This window comes from Marinobacter sp., from assembly GCF_048269445.1.
Taxonomy (GTDB): domain Bacteria; phylum Pseudomonadota; class Gammaproteobacteria; order Pseudomonadales; family Oleiphilaceae; genus Marinobacter.
Map to the genome: position 1 here is coordinate 308,337 of NZ_JBLXIQ010000002.1, position 22,540 is coordinate 330,876.

Sequence of the window (22,540 nt, forward strand, 5' to 3'; positions counted from 1 at the left end):
TGTCTTGCGTTGGTTGTTCGGGTTGTTACTTTTTTTGGTTGTTGCTCTCTTCTATCCGGTGTTACACACCCAAATAGTCGTTCAGCAGCGACTGCTTGGCTTCAAGCTCGTCGGCGCTTATCTCTTCCACGATCTGACCGTGCTCCACAACGTAGTGGCGGTCGGCCAGGGGCGCGGCGAAATGGAAATTCTGCTCCACCAGCACAATGGTCAGGCCTTTGTTCTTGAGTTTGATCAGCACTTCCCCAAGCTTTTCAACAATGACCGGTGCCAGCCCCTCGGTGATTTCATCTAGCAACAACATGTTGGCGCCGGTCCGCAGAATGCGGGCCATGGCCAGCATCTGCTGTTCACCGCCGGACAGTTTCGTGCCCTGGCTGAAGCGACGCTCATAGAGGTTGGGGAACATGCTGTAAATCTCTTCCAGGCTCATGCCGCCGCTGCGCACTATCGGTGGCAGGGTCAGGTTCTCCTGGACGTTGAGTGCGGAAAAAATGCCCCGATGCTCGGGGCAATACCCGACACCCAACCTGGCAATATGGTGCGGCGCACAAGACATGGTCTCTTCGCCGTTGATCATGATCGAACCGGTGCGACGGCCGACCATGTTCATGATGGCCTTGAGCGTGGTACTGCGGCCAGCGCCGTTGCGCCCGAGCAGGGTGACCAGCTCGCCTCGGTTAACCACCAGATCAATGCCGTGGAGGATATGAGACTCACCGTAAAACGCATGCAGGCCGGAAACGCGCAGCTGTTCGTATTCTTTGTCGGGACGGTGGCTCATTCTGTTTTCTCCCGCTCCGCTGTAGCTTTATCGTTCGCGGTCCCCATGTAGACTTCGCGCACTCGGGGGTCGGCAGACACTTCGTTATACTCTCCCTCGGTCAGCACGGCCCCCTGGGCCAGCACCGTAATACGGTCGCACAGTTTGCTGACCACCCCGAGATTGTGTTCCACCATCAGTACCGTGCGGCCCTTGGCTGCCTTGCGAACAAGTTCAACCACACTGTCTACGTCTTCGCCACCCATGCCCTGGGTAGGCTCATCGAGAAGCAGCAATTCGGGTTCCATGGCCAGAGTGGTTGCCAGTTCCAATGCCCGCTTGCGGCCATAGGCCAGTTCCACGGTTGTGGTGTTAGCGAACTCTGTAAGCCCCACGGAATCCAGCAATTCCATGCAGCGCTGGTTCAGTTTGTTCAGCGAAGCACCGGACTTCCAGAAGCTGTAGGAATTGTTTTCTGCGGTTTGCAGGGCAACCCGAATGTTTTCCAGTGCCGTCATGTGAGGAAACACCGCGGAAATCTGGAATGAGCGGACAATGCCCTTGCGGGCAATGGCAGCCGATTTCAGAGGTGTGATGTCTTGACCCTTGAACAGGATCTGGCCCCGAGTCGGAATCAGGAACTTGGTGAGCAGATTGAAGACCGTGGTCTTGCCGGCGCCGTTGGGGCCTATCAGGGCATGAATATGGCCTTTACGAATCTTCAGATTCACGTCGTCGACCGCAACAAAGCCCTTGAATTCCTTGACAAGGTTACGAGTCTCCAGAACGTACTGTTCACTCATGAGCCAATCTACCTTTGTTATTGTTGTACATGTCATCTATATCACAGATTAGATTGACGTATACGTAAACGTCAACAGTTAATTCTGTTTTTCAGTTCAATCTCGCTACACAAAAAGTCGTAGATCAACGCCACCACCTGGTCCGTTTTTTCCAGATGGGGCGAGTGGCCAGTGCCCTCGAGAAAGACTTCGCGGGCGCTGGCGCCTATGCCGGCTACGATGTCGGTAACCTGTTCGGGCACTCCATATTCATCGTTTTCCCCCTGAATGATCATAGCCGGACATTCGATTGCCGCCAGCCAACCGCTGAAATCCATCGCCGCATGGAACCCTTCGTCACGCCAAACCGTTTGCCAGGCGTTGAACAGATCGTCGGTGCGATGGCCGTGATAACGCTCCAGGCGTTCACGGATATCAGTGTCCCGGTAACGGATGGCCATTTCTTCCAGGCCCGCCAGGGTCAGGTGGTCGGCATAGATATGGGCCGCCATGGTGACGAGCGCCTGTACGCGGCTCCCCATCGCGCCGGCTGTTATTAAAGCAATGGACCCGCCATCGCTGTGGCCGATCAGCACCACCCTCTCAATGCCGAGCTCGTCCAGAAGGCGTGGCAACCAGACAGAACCTTCCTCTTCCTGAAAGTCATAGGGACGCGGCAAAACCTCGTCGGTGGAGTGACCATAACCCCGTCGGTTATAGATCAGCGCATCACAGCCAGTCGCTCTGGCCAGCTTTTCCGGAAACTTGCGCCACAAGGCAATACTGCCAAGGGATTCGTGCAGGAAAACCAGAACCGGCCCTTTGGGATCATGATGCTGTATTCGCCTTACTTCCAGCTCAACGCCCGCGCCCACCGGCACCATCATATCTCTTATCTGCATGGCGTTACCGGTTCGGAGGGATCGAATAAGTCATGGTGGAGTGGGCAACCGGCTCTTCCGCGCCTTCGGAGTAGACGAACACTTCGCCCACACCCATGGTACGGCCGACCTTCAGCATGGTCGCCCTGGCCCAGATTGGCTGGTGTGCCACTGGCTTGCGCAGGAAATTGATATTGAGGTTGGTGGTTACCGCCAAAGGCACCAGGCCAATCTTGCTGAGCAGCGCAGCATACAGGGTGACGTCCGCCAGCCCCATCATGGCCGGCCCGGAGACGGTCCCCCCAGGCCTGAGGTGCTCTTCATCCACTTCCAGCTTCATTTCTGCCCAGCCGTCCCCGAGCTTCTGCAGAGTGCCGAAGGCGGCGCCCTGCGGAAACTGCTCGTCAAGGAAGGCCTGCAGCTCTTCAAACGTGATGATCATCCGCCGGTTTCTTCCTTGGCCTGATTACGCAGGACAAACCGCTGAATCTTCCCACTGGGTGTCTTGGGCAGTTCATCAACGAACTCGATCTCCCGCGGGAAGGCGTGGGTAGAGAGCCTGCGACGCACCAGTTCCTGAAGTTCGTCTTTCAGCGCCTGCTCGTCTCCGACGGCGTAATCACCCTTGATCACCACATACGCCTTGATGATGGAGCCGCGCTTTTCGTCCGGCTTGCCGACAACGCCTGATTCCGCCACGGCGGCGTGCTCAAGCAACGTGCTTTCGACGTCCGCAGGGCCCACGCGGTAACCGGCAGTGGTGATGATGTCGTCATCCCGGCCGCTGAAGGAGAAACAGCCATCGCCATGGTTGATCACCATGTCGCCGGTGAGGTAGTAGCCGTTTACGAATGGGTCCTTTTCACCCCAGGTGTAGCCGTCAAAGTGGAACAGCGGGGAGGCCTTCACATCGACAGCCAACTGGCCGACCTCACCCTCGCCTACTTCCTCGTTTTTCTCGTTCAGGGCGACAACTTTGTGGCCCGGGGAGGCATAGCCCATGGAGCCTTCACGCACCGGATGCTCAAGGCCGTGGAAGTTGCAGCAGGTCATTCCGGTCTCGGTCTGGCCGTAATGATCTTTTACCGGGCAGAAGTGGCGGTTGCGAATCCAGTTCACCACTTCCGGATTGAGAGGTTCGCCGGCACTACTGGCAACCCGGAGACCGAGGTTCTCGCCTTCCGGCAGCACGTGATCGTTGGCCTTGAGCAGGCGGTAGGCTGTGGGCGCCGCAGCCAGGTTGGTGATCTTGTACTTCCGGATCATGTCGTAGGTGGATTCCGGGGTAAAACCGCCCGGGTTGAAATGCGTGGCGTGACCCATGAGCAGGGGCCCAACCACGGCATAGTAAAGACCGTAAGCCCATCCGGGATCAGCCACATTCCAGAACTTGTCGCCGTCCTGCAGATCGATGGCGTACTTCATGTAGACATAGAACGCCAGCAGCGCCTTGGCGGGGACAGCAACGCCCTTGGACTTACCCACGGTTCCGGAGGTAAACATCTGCAGGAACGGATCGTCGCCCTTGATCATGACAGGCTCGAACTCGCTGGACTGGGCCACCAGGGTCTCTTCAAAATCGGGAATGTCTGCGCCAATCTCACTGGCGTTGACACCAACAATCGGCGGACAGACTTTAACGTCGTTCAGCTTGGAATAGTTTTCCGGGTTGGTCACCACCAGCTTGGTGCTGGCCCGCTCAAAACGGTATTCAATGGCCCCGGAACCAAAGGCCGTGAATAGCGGCTGGTACACGGCACCGGCACGGAGGGTTCCGGCGATAACGATCAGCAACTCCGGAGTGCGCGGCAGGAGTGCAGCCACCCGGTCACCCTTCCCGATGCCCTTTGATTTCAGATAATTGGCGAAGCGCGCAGAGGCCTCTCTCAACTCGGCGAAGGTCAGAGTGCCGTCACCGCCGTCCTCGGTTTCGTAGTACAGAGCAACCCGACTGGGGTCATCCGCCCATTTGTCGCAGATTTCGTGGCACACGTTGAGCCCGCTATCCAGACGTCCATCCAGGATGTCCGCTTCCAGAGCAGCAGGATCGAAGTTGTTGTAAACGTCGGTATATTCCGGAAGGCTCATTCTCAACTCCTGTTGTTTTTATCATTGAAAGCACGGGTCAAGGTTTATCACAGGCTTCACTTTACGTAAAGGTAAACTTTAGACCAAAAAGGAAGAAACCTGTCTGGTTTTATGAGTAGGGAAACCGGGCCCGGCAGGCACGCCGCGCCCGGCAAAGGGATCCCGAAAGGAACTCAGGATTGAGGGTTAACTTTTCCGGGATCGCGGCTCGAGAGGATGTGGTGCAGGGATCCGCACTCAACCATGGGGTCATCGCAGTTGACCACAATGTCGGAGCGGGCGATGACATAGCCCTTGCCGGTGATGTTGTTCCTGATCACCTGGTACTCACCCTCTTCCTCGACAGAGGTAAACTCACCGATAAAGCCGGTCTCTCTCAGGGAAACGGTTTCGAGCTTGTCGCCCGGTTTGATACTGCCTTCGTAGTTCATCAACGCCAGGCGGGCCGAAGTGCCGGTGCCCGTTGTGCTCCGGCAAATCACACCAGGATGCACATAGGTTGCGGACCGGGACCGGTAATAGCCCTCGGCCACATGCCCCACAGGGCCCATGAAGTGCAGGAACGGCAGTGGCCCCACATCGCCCAGGGTATAGTGGGAAAAGCCCCGCTCGGCCTGGATTGCTTCGACAATGGCATGAGCGGTTTCCGCCAGTTTGCGCTCTTCGTCCAGGGTCAGGTCGAAGCCCATGCTGGCCGCATCAACCAATGCGTAAAAGCCGCCACTGTAGGCAACGCTGTAGGTAACCTCACCCAGTGAGGGCACGTCGATGCTGGCCTTGTAGGTGTGGATGTAACTGGGCAGACCTTCACAGGTGATGGCTTCCACCACGCCGTCGTGCACAGTCGCCTCGATCTGAACCAGGCCAGCGGGAGACTCGAGGATAAAACTCTGTTTACCTTCCTGTTTAGGAACAATGCCCGATTCCAACACTGCCGTGGCCGTGCAGATGGTGTTGGAGCCGGAGTAGATCGGGTAGCCCATAACTTCCATGATGATATAACCTGCGGCGGCCCGGGGATCGGTTGGCGGTACCAGCAAATCCACGGACATCTCCGGAACTCCGTACGGCTCCTCCAGCAGCAGCCGGCGCAGGCCATCGGCATCATCCCGCAGGTACTCCATCTGCGCCCGAATGGTATCGCCCGGCAACGGATCAATACCACCGGTCACGATCCGGCTGACATCACCGCCGGCATGGGTATCCATCAACTGAATGGTTAGTTCGGGTTTCATCAGGCGCTCTCCAGTGACCAGCGTTGGCCGTGTTCTTCCCATTGTGAGTCGGGAACGATCACGATCTTGCCGAGATAATTACTGCCCCGGTTCACAAAATACTCTTCTGCCCGATGCAGGTCGGAGAGCCTGAAGGCACCGTGCAAAACCGGTTTCAGCTGCCCTCCCCGGATCCAGGCCATCAGTTGTTCCGCCTCTTCCCGGGTGCCATGGGATACCCCGAAAATCTGCACCTGGTAGAGGTAGATCCGGGTCCACAGGATTTCGCTGATGTTGCCGCCGCTGGCGCCAGCAATACTCAGGCGCGGGTAGGTATCCCGGGCGTTCATGTCGAATATCATGGTATCGATGAACACGTCGGTCATTTCACCGCCGACCAGATCCATGACGGCATCGATGGGTTTGCCACCAGTTTCCGCCTTTACACGCTCCACAAAGGTGTCCATATCGGAGCGATCCAGCACGGCCTCTGCGCCCAACTTCAGCAGAGCTGCAGCCTTGTCCTGTTTGCTCAGGGCATAGGGAATGGCTCCCATGATCCGACATAGCTGAATCAGGGCCGTACCCACACCGCCGCTTGCCCCGGTTACCAGCACCCGTTCTCCGGCCTTGATGTTGGCCGAGGTGACCATATGCATGGCGGTCTGGTAGGAGCACATGCCCATGGATGCCACTTCTGCATCCGCGAGCTCAGGGTTGGGAATGTGGTGAAACTGGTCCGCTGGCAACGCAACGTATTCCGCGTATCCGCCATCAGCACCGTGGCCGTAGTAGTCCGGAGTAAGGTTGATATCCCGACGGTCATTGGCGTAAATGTTGAAATCCAGCAGGCCCCGCTCGCCAATTCTGCCTTCATCGACCCCTTCACCGACAGCCACCACGCGACCGGCAATATCCGCTCCCTGAATCCGGGGAAAAACCAGCGTGGGCTTACCGCCCATCTGGAACGAGGTCATTTCACCCTTTTTGGTGGGATAAAGCCCTTCCCGTGCCTTTCGGTCGGTATTGTTCTTCGCTGTAGCAGTCACCAGAACCAACACCTGGCCGGGGCCGGGCCTGGGGGTGATCACGTCCTGATATTCGAGCTTGTCGATATCACCATGGCCGGTGAGAACCATGGCTTTCATGGTGTTCGGGATCATGGGCGGGTGATCCTCCCTGTCCGTTGAATTTGAGATACTCAGAGAGGATAGGTGAGATTCGGGGATGTGTCAGTGTGTTACGACTATCTATTACTATGGCTAGCCTGCGATCACCCTGCAGACCGGACGGAGCCGGAGAATCGGCTCCGTCACCTGCTCCACCCAGTTCCACGGCAAAAGCAAACGAAATCTGCGGTCATTATCTGACCCCGGTTTCACATCACTCAGGCTTGTAAAGCCTCTGAATACTGGAGAAGTCCAGCGTGCCATTACCCTGCCCGGCATGGAGCTCAAACAGGTTGCGGGCCAGCGAGCCCATGGGAATCGCCGCGTGGTTCTTAACCGCATTGTCGAAGGCCAACCCGAGATCCTTGTTCATCAGGTTCACCAGGAAACCGCCCTCATAGCCGCGGGATGCCGGCACGCCTTCCATCACTCCCGGCCAGGGGTTGTAGACGTTCAGCGCCCAGTTGCCGCCGGAGCTCTGCTTCATGATTTCCGAGAGCACCGCCGGATCCAGGCCGTTTTTCACGCCCAGTGCCAACGCCTCGCTGGTGCCCGCCATCAGAATAGCGAGCAGCATGTTATTACAGATCTTGGCAACCTGACCGGAACCGTGCTCGCCAGCGTGGAAGATGTTCTTGCCCATAGCATCGAGGATCGGCTTTGCCTTGTTAAAGTCCTCCTCCGCGCCACCACAGATGAAGGTCAGTGTCCCCGCCTTGGCACCACCTACGCCACCGGAGACCGGTGCGTCCAGAAACGGAATATCCTTGGCTTTTGCGGCCTCTGCCACGCCTCGTGCGGTCTCGGGTGCAATGGTAGAGGAGTCAATCACAAGGGTACCGGCCGGCAGTTTGGCCAGCAGGCCATCGTCGCCCAGATACACGGCCTCCACATGCTGACCTGCGGGCAGCATGGTGATTACACACTCAGCGCCTTTAGCGGCTTCGTGGGCAGTGTCGGCAGTTTTTGCGCCTTCGGACACAAGAGCTGCAACGGCATCTTTCGAAAGATCAAACACGGTGACATCGTGGCCGGCTTTAACCAGATTGCTGGCCATGGGGCCGCCCATGTTGCCAAGGCCGATGAAGGTAATTGTTGCCATGTCTTTTCCCCTTTCTTGTTGTATGCGATTTAGCAGACCGGCCTTGTCGGACGGTCCTGAAGTTCAAGAACTGGAGCCTACCGAATTAGCGCAGCTTAATCCGACAACAGGCCCGCTACTGGTTAAAAAAGCCGTCAATCCAGGCACTCTCCATCTCGGCCAGGGACGCATAGCGCCATCGCGGCTGTTGGTCCTTGTCGATCAGAAGCGCACGGATACCTTCTGCGAACTCCCCTTTGGACAGGCATTTTTTGGAAAGCACCAGCTCCTTGTCGAGCACCTGTTTCAGGCTATCGTGTTTGCATCCATGCAGGTGGCGCCAGACCAGAGCCAGGGACGTCGGCGAGGCACCGGCCAGGGAACGAGTCGCCTTTGCCACCCAACCTTCACCACCAGCAAGCTCGCTGAGCTGGCTCACGGTCGCTTCCAGGGAGTCGGCATCAGTTACGCGATTTATCTCATCAAAATGAGTGCGTACCGGTGATTTCGGAATGGCATCGGTACTCTGACGCTCAAACTGTCTGAGCACGCTTCCTACCACGGCGTGGCCTTCATCCTCCTGCCAGTTGCGTTTGCAAAGCTCAGCGATCACATCAGCTTTCAGGTCGTGCCGGATGAACCGGTCTGCCAAGCCAGTAAACAAGGCGTCCGGGCCGTTAAGACGGGCGCCCGTCAGGCCCAGAAATAACCCGGTACGGCCAGGCGTTCGGTTCAGGAACCAGCCAGCCGCTACATCCGGATAGAGGCCGATGGTTATTTCCGGCATGGCCAGTTTTGAGCCTTCAGTCACTACCCGGTGGGAAGCGCCTTGCATGATGCCCATGCCGCCTCCCATCACAATGCCATGGCCCCAGCACACAATGGGCTTCGGAAAGACGTGGATCAGATAATCCAGCTCGTATTCTTCGGTAAAAAAGGCCTCGCCCTCACTGGCGTTAGCACCCTGGGGCTCGGTCATGCTGCGATACAGGGCTACGATGTCGCCACCCGCACAGAACGCCTTATCACCTTCGGCTTCAAGCCACACTGCCTGAATCGCCGGATCTTCGGCCCAGCGCTTCAACTGTGGTGTCAGAAGGCGAATCATCTCCAGAGACAGCGAGTTAAGCGTCTTGGGCATGTTCAGCCGGGCCACGGCAATCAGCGCGCCGTCGCCCGTTTTCCACTCTTCAAAGATAATGGGGTGATCACTCATATCAGGTCCTTGAGCCAGCCTTCAGGGGCCGGCCTCAGCGGTTTTTCCATTCCGGCTTGCGTTTGTCTAGAAACGCATTCACGCCTTCTTTCTGGTCTTCGGTGGAGAACAGCTCAACAAAGAGTTCTCTCTCCATGCGCCAGCCATCGTCATGGCTACGACCATCCCGGGCGCTCATCACCAGGGTCTTGCAGCGGGCAGTGGAGGACGGGCTCTGCTTGCAAGCCATCTCCGCCAGCTCCAGGGCCTTTTCGAGCCCCTTGCCGGAGGGCACCACTTCCTCTACCAGACCGATTCTCAAGGCGGTATCTGCATTTACGCGTTCGCCACACAGGATCATACGTTTGGCCCAACCTTCACCCACCAGCCAGGGCAGATTCTGGGTGCCACCGGCACAGGGCAACAGGCCGACGGACGCTTCCGGCAAGGCCATCTGGGCATGCTCTTCGGCAATTCGGATGTCGCAGGCCATTGCGCACTCCAGACCGCCGCCCATGGCGTAGCCATTCACCGCTGCGATCGACACCCCCCGGAACCGGCTCAGGGTCGCAAAAGCTTCACCAAACAGTTGGCCCATTTCATTGGCCCGAGCCTTGTCACCGTCGGCGAAGGTTTTCAGATCAGCGCCGGCGGAGAAAAATTTCTCGCCCTGCCCGGTCATTACCAGGGCAAAGATGTTCCGGTCTTCGTTCAGTTCACGAACCGTGTCCATCAAGGCAACCAGTGAATCCCGGGTCCAGGTATTGGCCGGGGGATTGTTGATGGTAAGGACCGCAATGTGTCCGCGTTTTTCGAGCTGAATCAGGTCGCTCATTTCATGTTCCTCTTCTGAAAATGAGGTCAGATGAAATGTTCATCTGACCCGTCTTTATGCTTACTGAATGGCCTCAGCGACGCCGTCATCGAGCAGGCGGCGGGCAATAATCAGGCGCATGATTTCGTTGGTGCCTTCCAGAATCTGGTGCACTCGCAGATCTCGCAGATAGCGCTCCAGCGGGTATTCTCGAATATAGCCATAACCACCGTGCAGCTGCAGCGCATCGTTAACCACCTCAAAACAGACATCGGTGGCGAAGCGCTTCGCCATAGCACAATGCAGTGTCGCTTCCGGATCAGCGTTATCCAGCTTGAAGGCTCCAAGCCGAACCATCTGCCGCGCAGCCACCAGGTTGGTAGCCATATCAGCCAGTTTGAACTGCAAAGCCTGGAAGGCTGCCAGCGGTTTGCCGAACTGCTCACGCTCGTGCATGTAATTGCGGGCTCGCAGCAACGCCGCCTGGGCACCGCCGATGGAACAGGTGGCGATGTTCAGGCGCCCGCCATCAAGGCCTTTCATGGCAATGGCAAAACCGTCGCCCTCCTCGCCCACACGGTTACTGGCAGGAATGCGGACGTTTTCGAGGCTGATCATCCGGGTCGGCTGGCTGTGCCACCCCATCTTCTCCTCGTTCTTGCCATAGGAAACGCCATCGGCATCCGCGGGGATCACGAAGGTGGAAATCCCTTTGTAGCCGGAATCCGGCGCCCCGGTTCGGGCCATGAGCACCAGGATGTCGGTGGCGCCGGCACCGGAGATAAACACCTTGCTGCCGTTAATCACATAACTGTCGCCGTCCCGGACTGCCTTGGTGCGCAGGCTGGCCGCGTCTGAACCGGCACCCGGCTCCGTCAGGCAGTAGGACGCCAGCCATTCGCCGCTCGCCAGTTTCGGCACAATTTCCTGTTTGAGGTCATCCGAGGCGAAGCTGGCAACCATCCACGTCGCCATATTGTGGATGGTGATAAACGCGGCGGTTGAGGGGCAGGCAGCGGCAAGTTCTTCCACAATAACGGAGGTGTCCAGCCGTGACAGGCCCATGCCTCCCAGAGCTTCCGGGGTGTATATGCCCATAAACCCCATCTCGCCGGCTTCTTTGAGTACGTCTTTCGGAAAAATATGTTCGTCATCCCACTTTGCCGCGTAGGGCGCCATGGATTTCTCTGCAAACGCCCGGGCCGCTTCGCGAAACGCCTGCTGGTCTTCAGTGAGGTTAAAGTCCATCGTTACGCTCCAAGTAATAGAGGCTTGACATTGAAAGGGGCAAAAAACAAGGGGCCGGAAACGAATTCCGGCCCAAATACCCCACCTTCAACGCAATTAACGCAACTGGATAGAGAAGTTGGCTTCCGAGCTTGTCGCCTCACTGGAGAACCAGCGGGAGGTAACTGTTTTGGTCTCGGTGTAGAAGCGAACCGCCTGCTTGCCGTAAGCATGCTGATCACCGTAGAAGGAGCCCTTCCAACCGGTGAACGAGAAGAACGGCAGGGGCACCGGAATGGGAATGTTCACACCCACCTGGCCTACATCAATCTCGTGCTGGAAACGACGTGCAGCGCCACCGGAACCGGTGAAGATGGATACACCGTTACCATATGGACTGTTATTGATCAGCTCAATCGCCGCTCCCAGGCTGTCCAGCTCAACACAGGACAGAACCGGGCCGAAGACTTCCTCGTTGTAGATATCCATCTCGGTAGTCACGCCGGAGAACAGCGTCGGGCCAACCCAGTTGCCATCAGGCAGACCATCCACCGTGCAACCACGGCCATCCAGCAGCAGTTTGGCGCCCTGGGCTTCACCTGTGGCGATAAGAGATTCGATACGGTCTTTCGCTTTGGCGGAAATCACCGGGCCATAGCTGGCCCCGGCGTCGTTCCAGGCACCGGGACGGACCTTGGCCATGGCTTCTTTCAGTTCCGGAATCCACTGCTGGGCTTCGCCTACGAAAACGGCAACGGAGATCGCCATGCAGCGTTGGCCGGCAGCGCCAACAGATGCACCCACCAGGGCATTGAGCACCTGCTGTTTGTCGGCGTCCGGCATGATGACCATGTGGTTCTTGGCACCGGCGAAGCTCTGAACACGCTTCATGTTACGGGTGCCGGTTTCATAGATATAACGGCCGACAGGAACAGAACCAACAAAGGAAACGGCCCTGATGGCCGGATCGGTCAGAAGCACATCTACCTGCTCTTTACCGCCATGAACCACCTGCAGAACACCTTTGGGCGCACCGGCTTCTTCAAAAAGCTCGGCAAGGCGCATCGGAGTCATTGGGTCCTGTTCGGACGGTTTCAGGATGAAGGTATTACCGCAGGCGATCGCCATCGGGAACATCCACAGCGGGATCATGGCCGGGAAGTTGAACGGGGTAATACCGGCGCAGACACCCAGCGGCTGAATCCAGGAGTGGGTGTCCACTTCACGGGCCACGTTCTCAACCGTCTCGCCCATCATCATGGAGGCAACGTTAGCGGCGTGTTCAACCACCTCGATACCGCGCCAGACATCGCCTTTGGCGTCATCAAAAGTCTTTCCGGTTTCCAGGGCCAGGATTTCTGCGATGTCGTCATGGTGGGCTTTTAGCAGGGCCTGGTAGCGCAACATCACGCGGGCTCGCTCAGAGACAGGAACTTCCTTCCAGGTCTTGAAAGCTTCACCGGCGCTTTCGATGGCCTTACGCATTTCGCCATCGGTGGTGCACGGAGCCTTGGCAATGACTTCGTTGGTGGCGGGGTTGGTGACATCAATCCAATCACTGGTATTGCTGTCGACAAACTCACCTGCGAGAAAAAGAGGTACTTTCTTCATGTTCATATCCCTGTTTGTTGTTATCGGGGAAGCAAGCCAAAACCCATTGGGCTCTGACCACGTTTAACAAAAGACTAGCACGGGAAAGGCGAGAGTGTGATTGACTAAATTTCGTCCGTGATGGACTATCTTTCGATTCAGGAAATCAAGGCGACAGGAAAAATGACTCAAACCTCACAATGGCCGGTGCCCAAAGACAGCATTCGCTACGTGGTACCTGAGCCAATTATCCGGCTTCTGGCCAGTCACCCACTGACCAGGGACCTGTACCCCCTTGCCTTCGGCCATTACCGCCGCGCCATGGGCCATCACATGCACCGGGAACATCACCACGACAATCTTTTGATTTACTGCACCGAAGGCAAGGCGTTCCTGAATATTCAGGGAGAGCCCCACACTGTGCAAGCCGGCGACCTGCTTCTATTGCCAGCCGGAGCCAACCACCGCTACACCGCGGACCCGGAGAATCCCTGGACCATTCACTGGGTTCATTACACCGGGCCACTGGCCGAGGATTTCCGGAACTACATGGGGTTTGACGACTCAACCCGCATCCGCCACCTGGGGCGCCAGCCTCGCCTGCTGGTGGATTTCAACGGACTGTTATCGGTACGCCAGACCGGTTTTCGGGCTCGCGGGCTGATCCATGCCGCTAACCGGCTCCGGCAGCTCATGGCAGCCGTTCCTATCAACGCCGATGAGACCGGCCACGAACGGCAGGCCGAACTGGAAACCATCCACAACTATATGCGTGAACACCTCGATGAGCGCATCAGCCTGGAGCAGCTTGCGGACCTTTCTGGCCTGTCTCCGGCCCATTTTGCCACCCGTTACCGGGAACAGACCGGCACCTCTCCGATACAGCACTTCCTGCATCTGAAGGTAGAAAGAGCTTGCCAGATGCTGGACACCAGCAGCCTCAGTTTTGCCGACATCAGCCGGCGTCTCGGGTACGACGACGCCTATTATTTTTCGCGGCTTTTCAAGAAGGTTATGGGCCAGTCACCCCGGGATTACCGGCATACCGCCCGCCACTGACAAGGTGTCCCGGGCCAGATTGAAACCTGCCGCCTACTACGACTTTTGTTGTAGAAGCTAACGAGTTAGTCTTGATCGATAAATGGATAGAAAGAGTGAGCCCATGGCCATGTACAGAATTGAAATTGATGAAACCGTCGATGTGCCTCGGAGAAAGGTGTTTGCCCTGTTTGCCGATCACTATCGTTTTGGAAAGCTTCTGGGTGCGCCGGTCAAACGCATCAGGGACAGCCACCAGGCCGACCCAAATGGCATCGGTTCAGTCCGTAAGATTGGTATTGGGCTGGTAGGCCTGGAAGAGACCGTAACCAATTTCGAGCCGGATTCACTGATTGAGTACACCATCACCAGCATGAGCCCGATCCGGAATCATCTGGGGCGAATCCGTTTTGAAGATACCCCGGAAGGCAAGACCCGGGTGAACTACACCATCTCTTTTGAGGACATTGTGCCGTTTACCGGGAAAATGGTGAGTACGGCACTTGAACAGGGAATTCGTCGCGGAATTAAACGGGTGCCGCAACTGGCCTGAATTCCGGCGAAAACAAATCGTTACTTGATGAATATCAGATAATTGACCTGTGGCAAGAGTTGGCTTTTGTCAATTTTGTAACCTCCGCGCAGCTTGCAATATCCGGCCATTCCGGCCGGGTTCCTATGTTTTCAGCGGGAGACCGAAATGGCAGCCGAACCGATTGTCCTGTTCGATGACGGACACCACAAATGCCTGATGTTCGATTCCCTGGTAACCGGCGAGGGCGTTCAGTCCAACCAGTTCCTTATTGTCGATGGCAAACACGAAGCCCTGATCGACCCAGGCGGTGACCTGACCTACACGCCGCTCTCGGTTGCCGCTTCCCGTTACATGAACATTCGGGATATGGATTACGTGTTCGCATCCCATCAGGATCCGGATATTATCGGCGCCATTGACCGCTGGATCGTGCATACCCGCGCCAAAATCGTCACCTCGAAACTGTGGGCCCGGTTCCTTCCGCACCTGGTGTCCAGCTATGTCACCAGCCAGCTCAGCGGCAGTGTGTTCGATCGCATTGTCAGCATTCCCGATGCCGGCGCCAACGTTAAATTCGGGGAATCCTTCTTGCAGTGCCTACCCGCACACTTTATGCACTCGGTCGGCAACCTGCAGTTCTACGACCCGGTGTCGAAAATTCTGTTCTCGGGTGACCTGGGCGCCTCGCTCGGTGGCGAGGACGATCATCTGCCAGTGAAAGATTTCGACAAACACATTCCGAGCATGATCGGCTTTCATCGCCGGTATATCGCTTCCCAAAAGGTTTGCCGGCTGTGGGCCAACATGGTTCGTGAAATGGACGTGGCGATGATTGTTCCCCAACATGGAAAGCGCTTTGAAGGGCCAATGATGGTTGATCGTTTCCTGAGCTGGGTGAGTGATATGGAGTGCGGGATCGACCTCATGACCCAGGACAACTATCGGCGCCCGGTCGATTACGTATAGCCGAGGGAAGATCCGCCGGAAATTGCTGCGCTGTTGGCACCTTGGCACGACACTTTGATATAGACCATTTCAGGAAGGGCGCCACGGAATCGTTGCCAAATAGGCCTGTCCCAAACCGGCAATGTTGAGTAAAATCCGGCCTTTTCCAGAGAACCAAGAGGCAGTGCAAATGGGCAGAGCCTACCAGAACCGCAAAGAGTCCATGGCCAAGACGGCTGCGGCAAAAACCAAGGTCTACAGCAAGTACGGACGAGAGATTTACATGAGCGCCAAATCCGGCGGAACAGACCCGGATGGCAACTTGTCCCTGCGCGGCCTGATCGACCGTGCAAAGAAAGACCAGGTGCCCTCACACGTTATCGAGAAGGCGATTGACAAGGCCCGGGGCGGCGCCGGTGAGGACTATTCCCCTGCCCGCTATGAAGGCTATGGACCGGGTAACTGCATGGTGATTGTGGACTGTCTGACAGACAACCCGAACCGCACCTTTGGCGACGTACGCCTGGCCTTTACCAAGACCAAGTCCAAGATCGGCACTCCGGGCACCGTTGCCCACATGTTTGATCACAGCGCCATTTTTGCGTTCAAGAGCGATGATGAGGAAGCCGTTCTGGAAGCACTGATGGAGGCGGACGTAGACGTAACAGATATCGAGAACGAAGACGGCCTGATTACGGTTTTCACACCGAACACGGAATATGCCAAGGCCCGTCAGGCACTGGTTGACGCCATCGAAGGCATCGATTTTGAGGTCGACGAAATCCAGTTCCTCCCCAAGACCACCACACTGGTGGAAGGCGATGACATCCCCATGTTCGAAAAATTCCTGGATATGCTGAACGAACTGGACGACGTACAGAACGTATTCCACAACGCCGAACTGCCGGACCAATAAACCGGAGGCCCGTGCCATGCAGGAAGACAACACCGTGCAACAGAACCTTTCTCTGAACCGAAAGGCTCGGGTGGTGGTGCTGAAAACAGGCAGCACGTACCCTCGCCTGCTGGCTCAGTTCGGCGATTTCGACGACTGGTTCCTTCGCGGACTGTCATCGGAACTGGATATTACCGTCATAAATGTGGAAGCCGGAGAGCTACCCGGAAGCCCGGAAGACTGGGATGGCATTGTGGTAACAGGCTCGCCTGCTATGGTCAGCGACCGGGCTGAATGGAGTGAGAACGCGGGGCGTTGGCTGGCAAAAGCGGTTAGAAGCGAAATCCCGGTACTCGGTGTCTGCTATGGGCATCAGTTACTGGCCCATGCACTGGGCGGGGAAGCAGGTTATCACCCGGACGGCCGGGAAACCGGTACCCATGAGATTGAACTGCTTCCCGAGGCCGATTCGGACGCCCTGTTCCGGGAGCTACCTAAAACATTCCCGGCCCAGCTGACGCACCGGCAATCCGTGCTCAGCCTGCCCGAAGGTGCGGTGCTGCTGGGACGCAACCGTTTCGAGCCCAACCAGGCGTTCAGAATCGGCTCCTGCGCGTGGGGCGTGCAGTTCCATCCCGAATTCACTGATGCCGTCATGAGAGCCTACCTGGAAGTGCAGGCGCCGGACCTGACCCGGGAAGGGCTTGATGCGGAAGCCCTGATTGCCGGTGTGAAGCCCGCCCCGGATGCGTCCTCGCTTCTCCCTCGTTTTTCAAGGCTGGTTATGGAACGAGCCCGGTAATACGCGGGCCGGCATTTTCCTTCAGTCTAGGATATAGGCGGTCTTTTCCATCGCCTGCTCTTCTTCATCAATGAAGCGAAACTCATTCCAGCCGATACGCACCATGTCGTTACTGTTCAACCGCTGCCGGCCCTCAACTCGCAATTCGTTAACAAAGGTACCATTGGTGCTGGCGCTGTCGGTGATGTAGTAGTCTACGGTACCTTCGAGATAGGCATTGGGTACTGCTTCAATAAGGGCGTGCTGGCCACTCACCGAGATCTCATCGATCCGGATATCATTATCCGGACGGCGGCCAAGGCGGGTTTCCGGCTGCCCAAGTTCAAAGGTGTTGACCACCACGTTGTCCACCAGTTGCGAAAGCGAAGCCATGTCAGTTTCCTCAATACTCCAACGTCAGTAATACCACAGACACGTTATCGCCAGCCTCGTTTGCCAGGCCAGCGTCGATCAATGCCTGAACCGTGCTCTCCATTCCGTCACTTTCCTTCATGATCTCAAGCCACTGGGTTTCCGGGACAGAATTCGTCAGTCCATCGGAACACAGCAACAGCACATCACCGTTTTCCAAACCCTCAACGCGGTAACTGGGCTGCACCAGCTCAATGGCGCCCACCGCACTGGTGAGTACATTCTTAAAGGGCACATTGGGAACGTCTGCCTCGGTAATACTGCCATCTTCCAGCATGTTCTGAACGACGGTATCGTCCCGAGTCAGACAGATCGCTTGGTCGCAGCGCAGGCAGTAACACCGGGAATCGCCGATATGGGCAATGTGTGCCCTGTTGCCGATTACCCAGGCCACCACCAGGGTTGTGCCCATTTTGCCAAGCTTTGCATCCTCGGAGCGCTTGTCCAGTATTCGCTCATTGGCCAGCGCAAAAGCACGCTCCAAGCCATCCCTGACTAAAGCGTCTGTCGTTACGGACAGTGATCCGGATAGTTCTGACTCAAGCAACTCCACAACCGCCTCAACCGCCAGACGGCTGGCGATCTCGCCGCCCTGGTAACCGCCCATGCCATCGGCAACCACCACCAGCGCCTGATCACCGGAATCGTTAACCCGCCAGTCCACCACATCCTGGTTCGATTCCCTGACTGCACCCCGGTGACTCTGGCCTGCAATGCAATACCTCATCAAGACACCTCCTGGCCCGCTTCCCGAACCGCCAGGCGACGAACTGCTTCGGCCATGGTGGCGGCGCTGGCAAAGCGTTTATCCGGCTCACGCTGGATTGCCTTGTTGATCAACCGAACCACTCCATTGGGCAGCTCGGCATTGAATTCCCGGACGCTGCGCGGGCGTTTGTTGAGGATCTGGTATGTCAGATTTGCCAGGGTATCGCCCTGATACGGTGTTTCACCGCTCACCAGTTTGTACAGGGTAACCCCCAGACTGTAGATATCGGAAGCGCCTGTTACTTTCTGGCCCTTGAGCTGTTCCGGGGACATGTAGAGCGGGCTGCCCATAACAGCGCCGGTGCGGGTCCGGGAGTCGTCGGAGATTTTGGCAATGCCGAAGTCGGTGATTTTTATGTCGCCGGTGTCGGGATTGAAAATAATGTTCCCCGGCTTGATATCACGATGGACAATTTTCTGGCTGTGGGCGTAGGCCAGCGCCTCGGCAACCCGCGCGACAATATCCAGCACCCTGGGCAACGGCAGCAGCCGCCCCGGTTTCCCGAATTCACTGAGTGGCCGGCCCTTGGCGTAATCCATGGCGATGTAGGCAAGGTCCGCCTCTTCTCCGACGTCGTAAACCGTCACGATCGCCGGGTGATTCAGACGACCAGCCGCTTCGGCCTCCCGAAAGAAACGTTCCTTCAGATCCTGAAGCAGGCCATCATCAAATGCCTGGTAGCTTAGGGTCTTGATAGCAACGGTTCGGGCAATTTTCGGATCCTTGCCGAGATAAACCACGCCCATGGCGCCCCGGCCGATCTCCCGCTCGATCTCATAGCGCCCCAGAGTTGGCCGACTCACCGTGGGCTCCGGCATTAGCAGGGTGCGAGTATTGTCGAAGCTGCCGGTCTGCACCATTGAACCGTCCGGAGTCATTTTTTCCAGTGCCCCCAGGCGGGCCGCGGTATCCCGGAAATTCTTCTTGCGCGCGAGGATACCGTGGTAAGTGTTTACAGCCTTCTCATACTGGCGTTTACGTTCCTGCTGGATGGCGATGTCGTAACGCAACTCCAGCGCCCCCTCGCAGTCCGGGCACTGATTGAGTGCCTCGAGGGCGTCGTCGGTGTGCCCCTGCTGTAAAATCAGTTTCGCCAACTTCAGACGTGCCTCACGGACGTTGTCCGTCAGGGCGCGAATTCGATTGTGGGGCTGAAGCCAGAACAACATCATCAAAAAGCCGACCACCAGCAGGGTCAGTACTTCCCCCAGAGGCACCCAGGCATTGCGGTAGAACATCAGGGCGGCCTGCAATACCACCAGGGTGCCACCAAGCAGCAGAGTAACAGGCAGGGAAACGGCGGCGCCCATCACCGGGACTGCAAGCGTCAGGTACAGTGCCGTAACGGCCAGCCCGGCCGTAACCGCAATATCCACCCAACGGGGTTCCGCCAGGCCCCGGTCAGCTAATGCTGAGTGCAGGGCTTCCGGTGGCAGGATAGACGTCGGGCCAACACCCTCTGGCACTCCAAGAATACTGAACAGCACCCGGTCGGCCCAGCCAACAAGCGCCAGCTGTTCTCCTGCCAGGGCAAACACCACGGCAGCCAAAAGAACAACCGTCCGCAGGCTGAACAGACGCGGTATGAATGACATAATGGCGTTCACAGGCAACTTCGTTATAAATGATTGATCTGCCTAGTTTAGAAAGCGTTGGTGTCGGGTGATACAGTGACAGGGGTGTTTTTTGTAAGTGTTTGTTTACCTGAGAGGAAGGTCACGTATGGTAATTTCACCGTTTCACTCAAGGATGATGGCATTACGCCCATGACACTGAAGTTACTGCTGCTTCTGTTTCTCCTCACGCTGGTTGGTATCGGGCTCTACCACACCCACAAACCCTTGCCTCAGGGCATCAGTTATCGTGGTGGGGTCTTTCCGCTGGAAGATCCTGTCCTGCTGACCGATGTCACTCGTCATTACCCGGATGGTCACGAAGAGAAAGACCATGAAATCTTTAATGAGGTATTCCGGCTGATCGGGCAGGCCGAAGAGTTCATTCTTGTCGACATGTTCCTGTTCAACAGCACCAAACCGGAAGACGTGGTTCATCGCCCCCTGGCAAAGCAACTGACTGAGGCCCTGCTGACCCGGAAGTCGGCAAAACCGGGGTTGTCTGTGATCGTAATCTCCGATCCACTGAACACCATGTATGGCGGGACAACGTCACCCTGGTTTGAAGCCTTGCATAACGCCGGCATTCCCGTTTACGAAACGGCGCTTCATCCCCTCAGGGACAGCAACCCCACCTGGTCTTCCATCTGGCGGTTTTGCTGCCAATGGTTCGGTAATAAGCCGGACGGCGGCTGGCTCAACAATGCCCTGGGCAAAACCCCGGTTACCATTCGAAGCTACCTGGCCCTGCTGAACTTCAAGGCCAATCACCGCAAACTTTTGGTGGTGGATGATGCCGGCTCCCTAAGAGCCCTTGTGACCTCAGCCAACCCCCATGATGGCAGTAGCCGCCACGGCAACCTCGGACTGAGCTTCAAAGGGCCCGCCGTGGCCGATGTGTTGCGAAGTGAACGAGCGGTTCTGGCCATGTCCGGAGTCGGCACAGAAACGCTTGATGACTGGATCAGCCGGGTTGAAAACGCCCCTGGATCTGGAGGGGGTGAAAAGGACAAAGTGGCGGTGCTGACCGAATCGGCCATACTCGACCAGGCTCTGGATATGATTCGCGCGGCGGCAGAGGGCGACCAGCTGGATCTGGCGATGTTCTACCTGTCTCACCGGCAGATTGTCGAAGCACTGGCCAGGGCCTCAGAGCGTGGCGCACAGCTTCGGATTCTGCTTGATGCCAACAGCGAGGCCTTTGGTCTTCAGAAAAGCGGCATTCCCAACCGGCAGGTCGCCATGGAACTTGTCCAGGCGGGCATTCCTGTACGTTGGTGTAATACCCGGGGTGAGCAATGCCACAGTAAGCTGCTGATACTGGAAAAACAAAACGACAAAATTGAGATGCTCCTGGGCTCTGCCAATTTCACCCGCCGCAATCTGGATGACCTGAACCTGGAAACAGACGTTTGGATCTCGGTTGAGGACAGCTCTGCAGTCGCCACGAAAGCAAGAGCATTCTTCGACGAACAATGGCACAAAGGCCCTGGCAACGAACCGGTTCTGAGCCTGCCCTATGAACGCTGGGCTGACGAATCAAGGCTGCGCTACTGGCGTTACCGGATTATGGAGGCGACTGGCCTGTCGACTTTCTGAACGCAACAGGATAAGACCAATGACGACACCTGTGCATGCCCTCCCCATCGGGGAACGCATTGACTGGTTGATGGAGCTGAGCCGCGCACATTCCGCCAGCTTCTGCAGTCCTGAAAACCACTTGGCAAGGCAGCGATACCTGGCAGAGCACAACACCCAGATCATCGCGATGAAATGCATGGATGGTCGCATTCACCTGCCTTATGTCACCCAGACACCGCTGGGAGTCATTCACCCTTTTCGCAATCTGGGGGGGATCTTTGAGCTGGGCTGGCCTTACCTGGGAGACATGCTGGCCGATAGCGTTCAGGAAGCCGTCAGCCAGGGGCGGCGGGTTCTGGTGATCATCACCTATCACTACTCGAAGGGAGCCCGGGAGCGAGGCTGCGCCGGTTTCGACTGTGACCGCCAGGCAGCCATGAACCACGCGTTCCAGATTAAAAGCCAGATGGAAAAGCTTTTTGGCACCGGGCACCAGACGGTTTACCCGCTGGTGTGCGGCTTTGAGACCGATGAGGACGCACTGGTGTTGCACGGTAGCCCGGAGCAGGTCCTTGACCTGTCATTCGTGCCGGTATCGCGGCTGGAGGATATGCCCGCTGAGATTGCGGCTCTGTGCCCCGACATGCCCGGTCCGGTGCGACGTGATCTGCTGCCCCTGGTGCGGGGTAACATCCGGCATGTTTCCGAAATCCGCCACAGTGACCGGGAGCTGAATATTGAACACAGGGAATGGGTGATCTGCCTGGGTCGCGGTTTCGACTTCCTGCACGCGCCCAATGTGGCCCTGATCATCGGGCCTTACAGCCCTGACCTTTCACACCCTATTCGTCAGGCCGCAGGCATCATCAAAAGCAATATGGACAACGGCCGGATTCCCGATGACGGCTTTCTGCTGTTGTCTTCCGCCCCTTACCAGGAGCCCGGCACCCAGAAAGCTCGAGCAACCCTGAAGTCGGATTTCCTCTCGGATTTCGCCGCCGGGGTGATTCGCCAAGATTATCCGGAACTGGCAAGGCGCATGATCATCCGCGCCGCCATACTCCATTGGCCCGAACGAAAGCTGAAAGTCCGCGGAATCTAAACGTTTTGTATGTTGAGGGAACGCAATGCGGTATTCTATCGTCCG

The 22,540-nt window shown here is 57.1% G+C and carries 22 protein-coding genes; 7 read left to right on the top strand and 15 right to left on the bottom strand.

Features of this window, described 5'->3' with window-relative positions:
• Positions 1-61: 61 nt before the first annotated feature.
• The 12 genes from ACN0XM_RS04745 to ACN0XM_RS04800 form a co-directional block, all read right to left on the bottom strand.
• On the bottom strand, positions 62-784 hold the full coding sequence (locus tag ACN0XM_RS04745) for an ABC transporter ATP-binding protein (RefSeq protein ID WP_417565770.1): 723 nt from the start codon (positions 782-784) through the stop codon (positions 62-64).
• On the bottom strand, positions 781-1,566 hold the full coding sequence (locus tag ACN0XM_RS04750; RefSeq protein ID WP_417565771.1) for an ABC transporter ATP-binding protein: 786 nt from the start codon (positions 1,564-1,566) through the stop codon (positions 781-783). The genes ACN0XM_RS04745 and ACN0XM_RS04750 overlap by 4 nt, the downstream gene beginning before the upstream one ends.
• 71 nt (positions 1,567-1,637) lie before the next feature.
• Complete coding sequence (locus ACN0XM_RS04755; RefSeq protein ID WP_417565772.1) at positions 1,638-2,447, bottom strand: alpha/beta fold hydrolase; 810 nt, start codon at positions 2,445-2,447, stop codon at positions 1,638-1,640.
• Positions 2,448-2,451: 4 nt separating this feature from the next.
• Complete coding sequence (locus ACN0XM_RS04760; RefSeq protein ID WP_417565773.1) at positions 2,452-2,868, bottom strand: PaaI family thioesterase; 417 nt, start codon at positions 2,866-2,868, stop codon at positions 2,452-2,454.
• Positions 2,865-4,514, bottom strand: coding sequence for an AMP-binding protein (locus tag ACN0XM_RS04765; protein ID WP_417565774.1), 1,650 nt, complete (start codon positions 4,512-4,514; stop codon positions 2,865-2,867). The genes ACN0XM_RS04760 and ACN0XM_RS04765 overlap by 4 nt, the downstream gene beginning before the upstream one ends.
• Positions 4,515-4,687: 173 nt before the next feature.
• On the bottom strand, positions 4,688-5,749 hold the full coding sequence (locus ACN0XM_RS04770) for a proline racemase family protein (RefSeq protein WP_417565775.1): 1,062 nt from the start codon (positions 5,747-5,749) through the stop codon (positions 4,688-4,690).
• Positions 5,749-6,891, bottom strand: coding sequence for a zinc-binding dehydrogenase (locus ACN0XM_RS04775; RefSeq protein ID WP_417565776.1), 1,143 nt, complete (start codon positions 6,889-6,891; stop codon positions 5,749-5,751). Before ACN0XM_RS04775 ends, ACN0XM_RS04770 begins: the two co-directional genes overlap by 1 nt.
• A 220-nt stretch (positions 6,892-7,111) precedes the next feature.
• A complete protein-coding gene (mmsB, locus tag ACN0XM_RS04780) occupies positions 7,112-7,999 on the bottom strand; it encodes a 3-hydroxyisobutyrate dehydrogenase (protein ID WP_417565777.1) in 888 nt (295 codons plus the stop codon).
• Between the two features lie 115 nt (positions 8,000-8,114).
• The gene (locus ACN0XM_RS04785; RefSeq protein WP_417565778.1) at positions 8,115-9,194 is read right to left on the bottom strand and encodes an enoyl-CoA hydratase/isomerase family protein; all 1,080 of its coding nucleotides are present in this window, start codon (positions 9,192-9,194) and stop codon (positions 8,115-8,117) included.
• Between the two features lie 34 nt (positions 9,195-9,228).
• Positions 9,229-10,008: an enoyl-CoA hydratase gene (locus ACN0XM_RS04790; protein WP_099619498.1), complete on the bottom strand. Its 780-nt coding sequence runs from the start codon at positions 10,006-10,008 to the stop codon at positions 9,229-9,231.
• 60 nt (positions 10,009-10,068) lie between these two features.
• The gene (locus ACN0XM_RS04795) at positions 10,069-11,235 is read right to left on the bottom strand and encodes an acyl-CoA dehydrogenase family protein (protein WP_417565779.1); all 1,167 of its coding nucleotides are present in this window, start codon (positions 11,233-11,235) and stop codon (positions 10,069-10,071) included.
• Between the two features lie 96 nt (positions 11,236-11,331).
• Positions 11,332-12,825 (bottom strand): CoA-acylating methylmalonate-semialdehyde dehydrogenase, encoded by a 1,494-nt coding sequence (locus tag ACN0XM_RS04800; RefSeq protein WP_417565780.1) that lies wholly within the window; start codon positions 12,823-12,825, stop codon positions 11,332-11,334.
• 162 nt (positions 12,826-12,987) lie between these two features.
• Between ACN0XM_RS04800 and ACN0XM_RS04805 the strand changes: the two genes are divergently transcribed.
• The 5 genes from ACN0XM_RS04805 to ACN0XM_RS04825 all read left to right on the top strand — a co-directional run bounded on the left by ACN0XM_RS04805 (position 12,988) and on the right by ACN0XM_RS04825 (position 17,019).
• A complete protein-coding gene (locus ACN0XM_RS04805) occupies positions 12,988-13,863 on the top strand; it encodes an AraC family transcriptional regulator (RefSeq protein WP_417565781.1) in 876 nt (291 codons plus the stop codon).
• Positions 13,864-13,966: 103 nt separating this feature from the next.
• Complete coding sequence (locus ACN0XM_RS04810) at positions 13,967-14,395, top strand: SRPBCC family protein (protein WP_417565782.1); 429 nt, start codon at positions 13,967-13,969, stop codon at positions 14,393-14,395.
• A 147-nt stretch (positions 14,396-14,542) separates the two neighbouring features.
• Positions 14,543-15,343: an MBL fold metallo-hydrolase gene (locus ACN0XM_RS04815; protein WP_417565783.1), complete on the top strand. Its 801-nt coding sequence runs from the start codon at positions 14,543-14,545 to the stop codon at positions 15,341-15,343.
• 169 nt (positions 15,344-15,512) lie between these two features.
• Positions 15,513-16,238 carry a YebC/PmpR family DNA-binding transcriptional regulator gene (locus ACN0XM_RS04820; RefSeq protein ID WP_417565784.1) on the top strand — a complete coding sequence of 242 codons (726 nt, stop codon included), beginning with the start codon at positions 15,513-15,515 and terminating at the stop codon, positions 16,236-16,238.
• A gap of 16 nt (positions 16,239-16,254) precedes the next feature.
• Positions 16,255-17,019 carry a glutamine amidotransferase gene (locus tag ACN0XM_RS04825; RefSeq protein ID WP_417565785.1) on the top strand — a complete coding sequence of 255 codons (765 nt, stop codon included), beginning with the start codon at positions 16,255-16,257 and terminating at the stop codon, positions 17,017-17,019.
• Positions 17,020-17,040: 21 nt separating this feature from the next.
• Here ACN0XM_RS04825 and ACN0XM_RS04830 read toward each other — a convergent pair whose 3' ends face one another.
• The 3 genes from ACN0XM_RS04830 to ACN0XM_RS04840 are packed head-to-tail and all read right to left on the bottom strand — an operon-like array spanning position 17,041 to position 19,794.
• The gene (locus ACN0XM_RS04830) at positions 17,041-17,391 is read right to left on the bottom strand and encodes an FHA domain-containing protein (protein ID WP_417565786.1); all 351 of its coding nucleotides are present in this window, start codon (positions 17,389-17,391) and stop codon (positions 17,041-17,043) included.
• Between the two features lie 10 nt (positions 17,392-17,401).
• Positions 17,402-18,157 (bottom strand): protein phosphatase 2C domain-containing protein, encoded by a 756-nt coding sequence (locus ACN0XM_RS04835; RefSeq protein ID WP_417565787.1) that lies wholly within the window; start codon positions 18,155-18,157, stop codon positions 17,402-17,404.
• Positions 18,157-19,794, bottom strand: a complete 1,638-nt coding sequence (locus ACN0XM_RS04840) for a protein kinase domain-containing protein (protein ID WP_417565788.1) — start codon at positions 19,792-19,794, stop codon at positions 18,157-18,159. Before ACN0XM_RS04840 ends, ACN0XM_RS04835 begins: the two co-directional genes overlap by 1 nt.
• Positions 19,795-19,965: 171 nt before the next feature.
• Between ACN0XM_RS04840 and ACN0XM_RS04845 the strand changes: the two genes are divergently transcribed.
• Complete coding sequence (locus tag ACN0XM_RS04845) at positions 19,966-21,411, top strand: phospholipase D family protein (protein WP_417565789.1); 1,446 nt, start codon at positions 19,966-19,968, stop codon at positions 21,409-21,411.
• A 19-nt stretch (positions 21,412-21,430) separates the two neighbouring features.
• Positions 21,431-22,495 (top strand): hypothetical protein, encoded by a 1,065-nt coding sequence (locus ACN0XM_RS04850; protein WP_417565790.1) that lies wholly within the window; start codon positions 21,431-21,433, stop codon positions 22,493-22,495.
• The last annotated feature ends 45 nt before the right edge of the window (positions 22,496-22,540 follow it).

Coding starts and splice junctions, on each gene's coding strand:
- mmsB (WP_417565777.1), bottom strand. CDS start 7,999: ATGGCAACAATTACCTTCATCGGCCTTGGCAACATGGGCGGCCCCATG.
- ACN0XM_RS04815 (WP_417565783.1), top strand. CDS start 14,543: ATGGCAGCCGAACCGATTGTCCTGTTCGATGACGGACACCACAAATGC.
- ACN0XM_RS04745 (WP_417565770.1), bottom strand. CDS start 784: ATGAGCCACCGTCCCGACAAAGAATACGAACAGCTGCGCGTTTCCGGC.
- ACN0XM_RS04805 (WP_417565781.1), top strand. CDS start 12,988: ATGACTCAAACCTCACAATGGCCGGTGCCCAAAGACAGCATTCGCTAC.
- ACN0XM_RS04825 (WP_417565785.1), top strand. CDS start 16,255: ATGCAGGAAGACAACACCGTGCAACAGAACCTTTCTCTGAACCGAAAG.
- ACN0XM_RS04785 (WP_417565778.1), bottom strand. CDS start 9,194: ATGAGTGATCACCCCATTATCTTTGAAGAGTGGAAAACGGGCGACGGC.
- ACN0XM_RS04845 (WP_417565789.1), top strand. CDS start 19,966: ATGACACTGAAGTTACTGCTGCTTCTGTTTCTCCTCACGCTGGTTGGT.
- ACN0XM_RS04800 (WP_417565780.1), bottom strand. CDS start 12,825: ATGAAGAAAGTACCTCTTTTTCTCGCAGGTGAGTTTGTCGACAGCAAT.
- ACN0XM_RS04850 (WP_417565790.1), top strand. CDS start 21,431: ATGACGACACCTGTGCATGCCCTCCCCATCGGGGAACGCATTGACTGG.
- ACN0XM_RS04795 (WP_417565779.1), bottom strand. CDS start 11,235: ATGGACTTTAACCTCACTGAAGACCAGCAGGCGTTTCGCGAAGCGGCC.
- ACN0XM_RS04820 (WP_417565784.1), top strand. CDS start 15,513: ATGGGCAGAGCCTACCAGAACCGCAAAGAGTCCATGGCCAAGACGGCT.
- ACN0XM_RS04750 (WP_417565771.1), bottom strand. CDS start 1,566: ATGAGTGAACAGTACGTTCTGGAGACTCGTAACCTTGTCAAGGAATTC.
- ACN0XM_RS04760 (WP_417565773.1), bottom strand. CDS start 2,868: ATGATCATCACGTTTGAAGAGCTGCAGGCCTTCCTTGACGAGCAGTTT.
- ACN0XM_RS04770 (WP_417565775.1), bottom strand. CDS start 5,749: ATGAAACCCGAACTAACCATTCAGTTGATGGATACCCATGCCGGCGGT.
- ACN0XM_RS04840 (WP_417565788.1), bottom strand. CDS start 19,794: ATGTCATTCATACCGCGTCTGTTCAGCCTGCGGACGGTTGTTCTTTTG.
- ACN0XM_RS04835 (WP_417565787.1), bottom strand. CDS start 18,157: ATGAGGTATTGCATTGCAGGCCAGAGTCACCGGGGTGCAGTCAGGGAA.
- ACN0XM_RS04830 (WP_417565786.1), bottom strand. CDS start 17,391: ATGGCTTCGCTTTCGCAACTGGTGGACAACGTGGTGGTCAACACCTTT.
- ACN0XM_RS04810 (WP_417565782.1), top strand. CDS start 13,967: ATGGCCATGTACAGAATTGAAATTGATGAAACCGTCGATGTGCCTCGG.
- ACN0XM_RS04755 (WP_417565772.1), bottom strand. CDS start 2,447: ATGCAGATAAGAGATATGATGGTGCCGGTGGGCGCGGGCGTTGAGCTG.
- ACN0XM_RS04765 (WP_417565774.1), bottom strand. CDS start 4,514: ATGAGCCTTCCGGAATATACCGACGTTTACAACAACTTCGATCCTGCT.
- ACN0XM_RS04775 (WP_417565776.1), bottom strand. CDS start 6,891: ATGATCCCGAACACCATGAAAGCCATGGTTCTCACCGGCCATGGTGAT.
- ACN0XM_RS04790 (WP_099619498.1), bottom strand. CDS start 10,008: ATGAGCGACCTGATTCAGCTCGAAAAACGCGGACACATTGCGGTCCTT.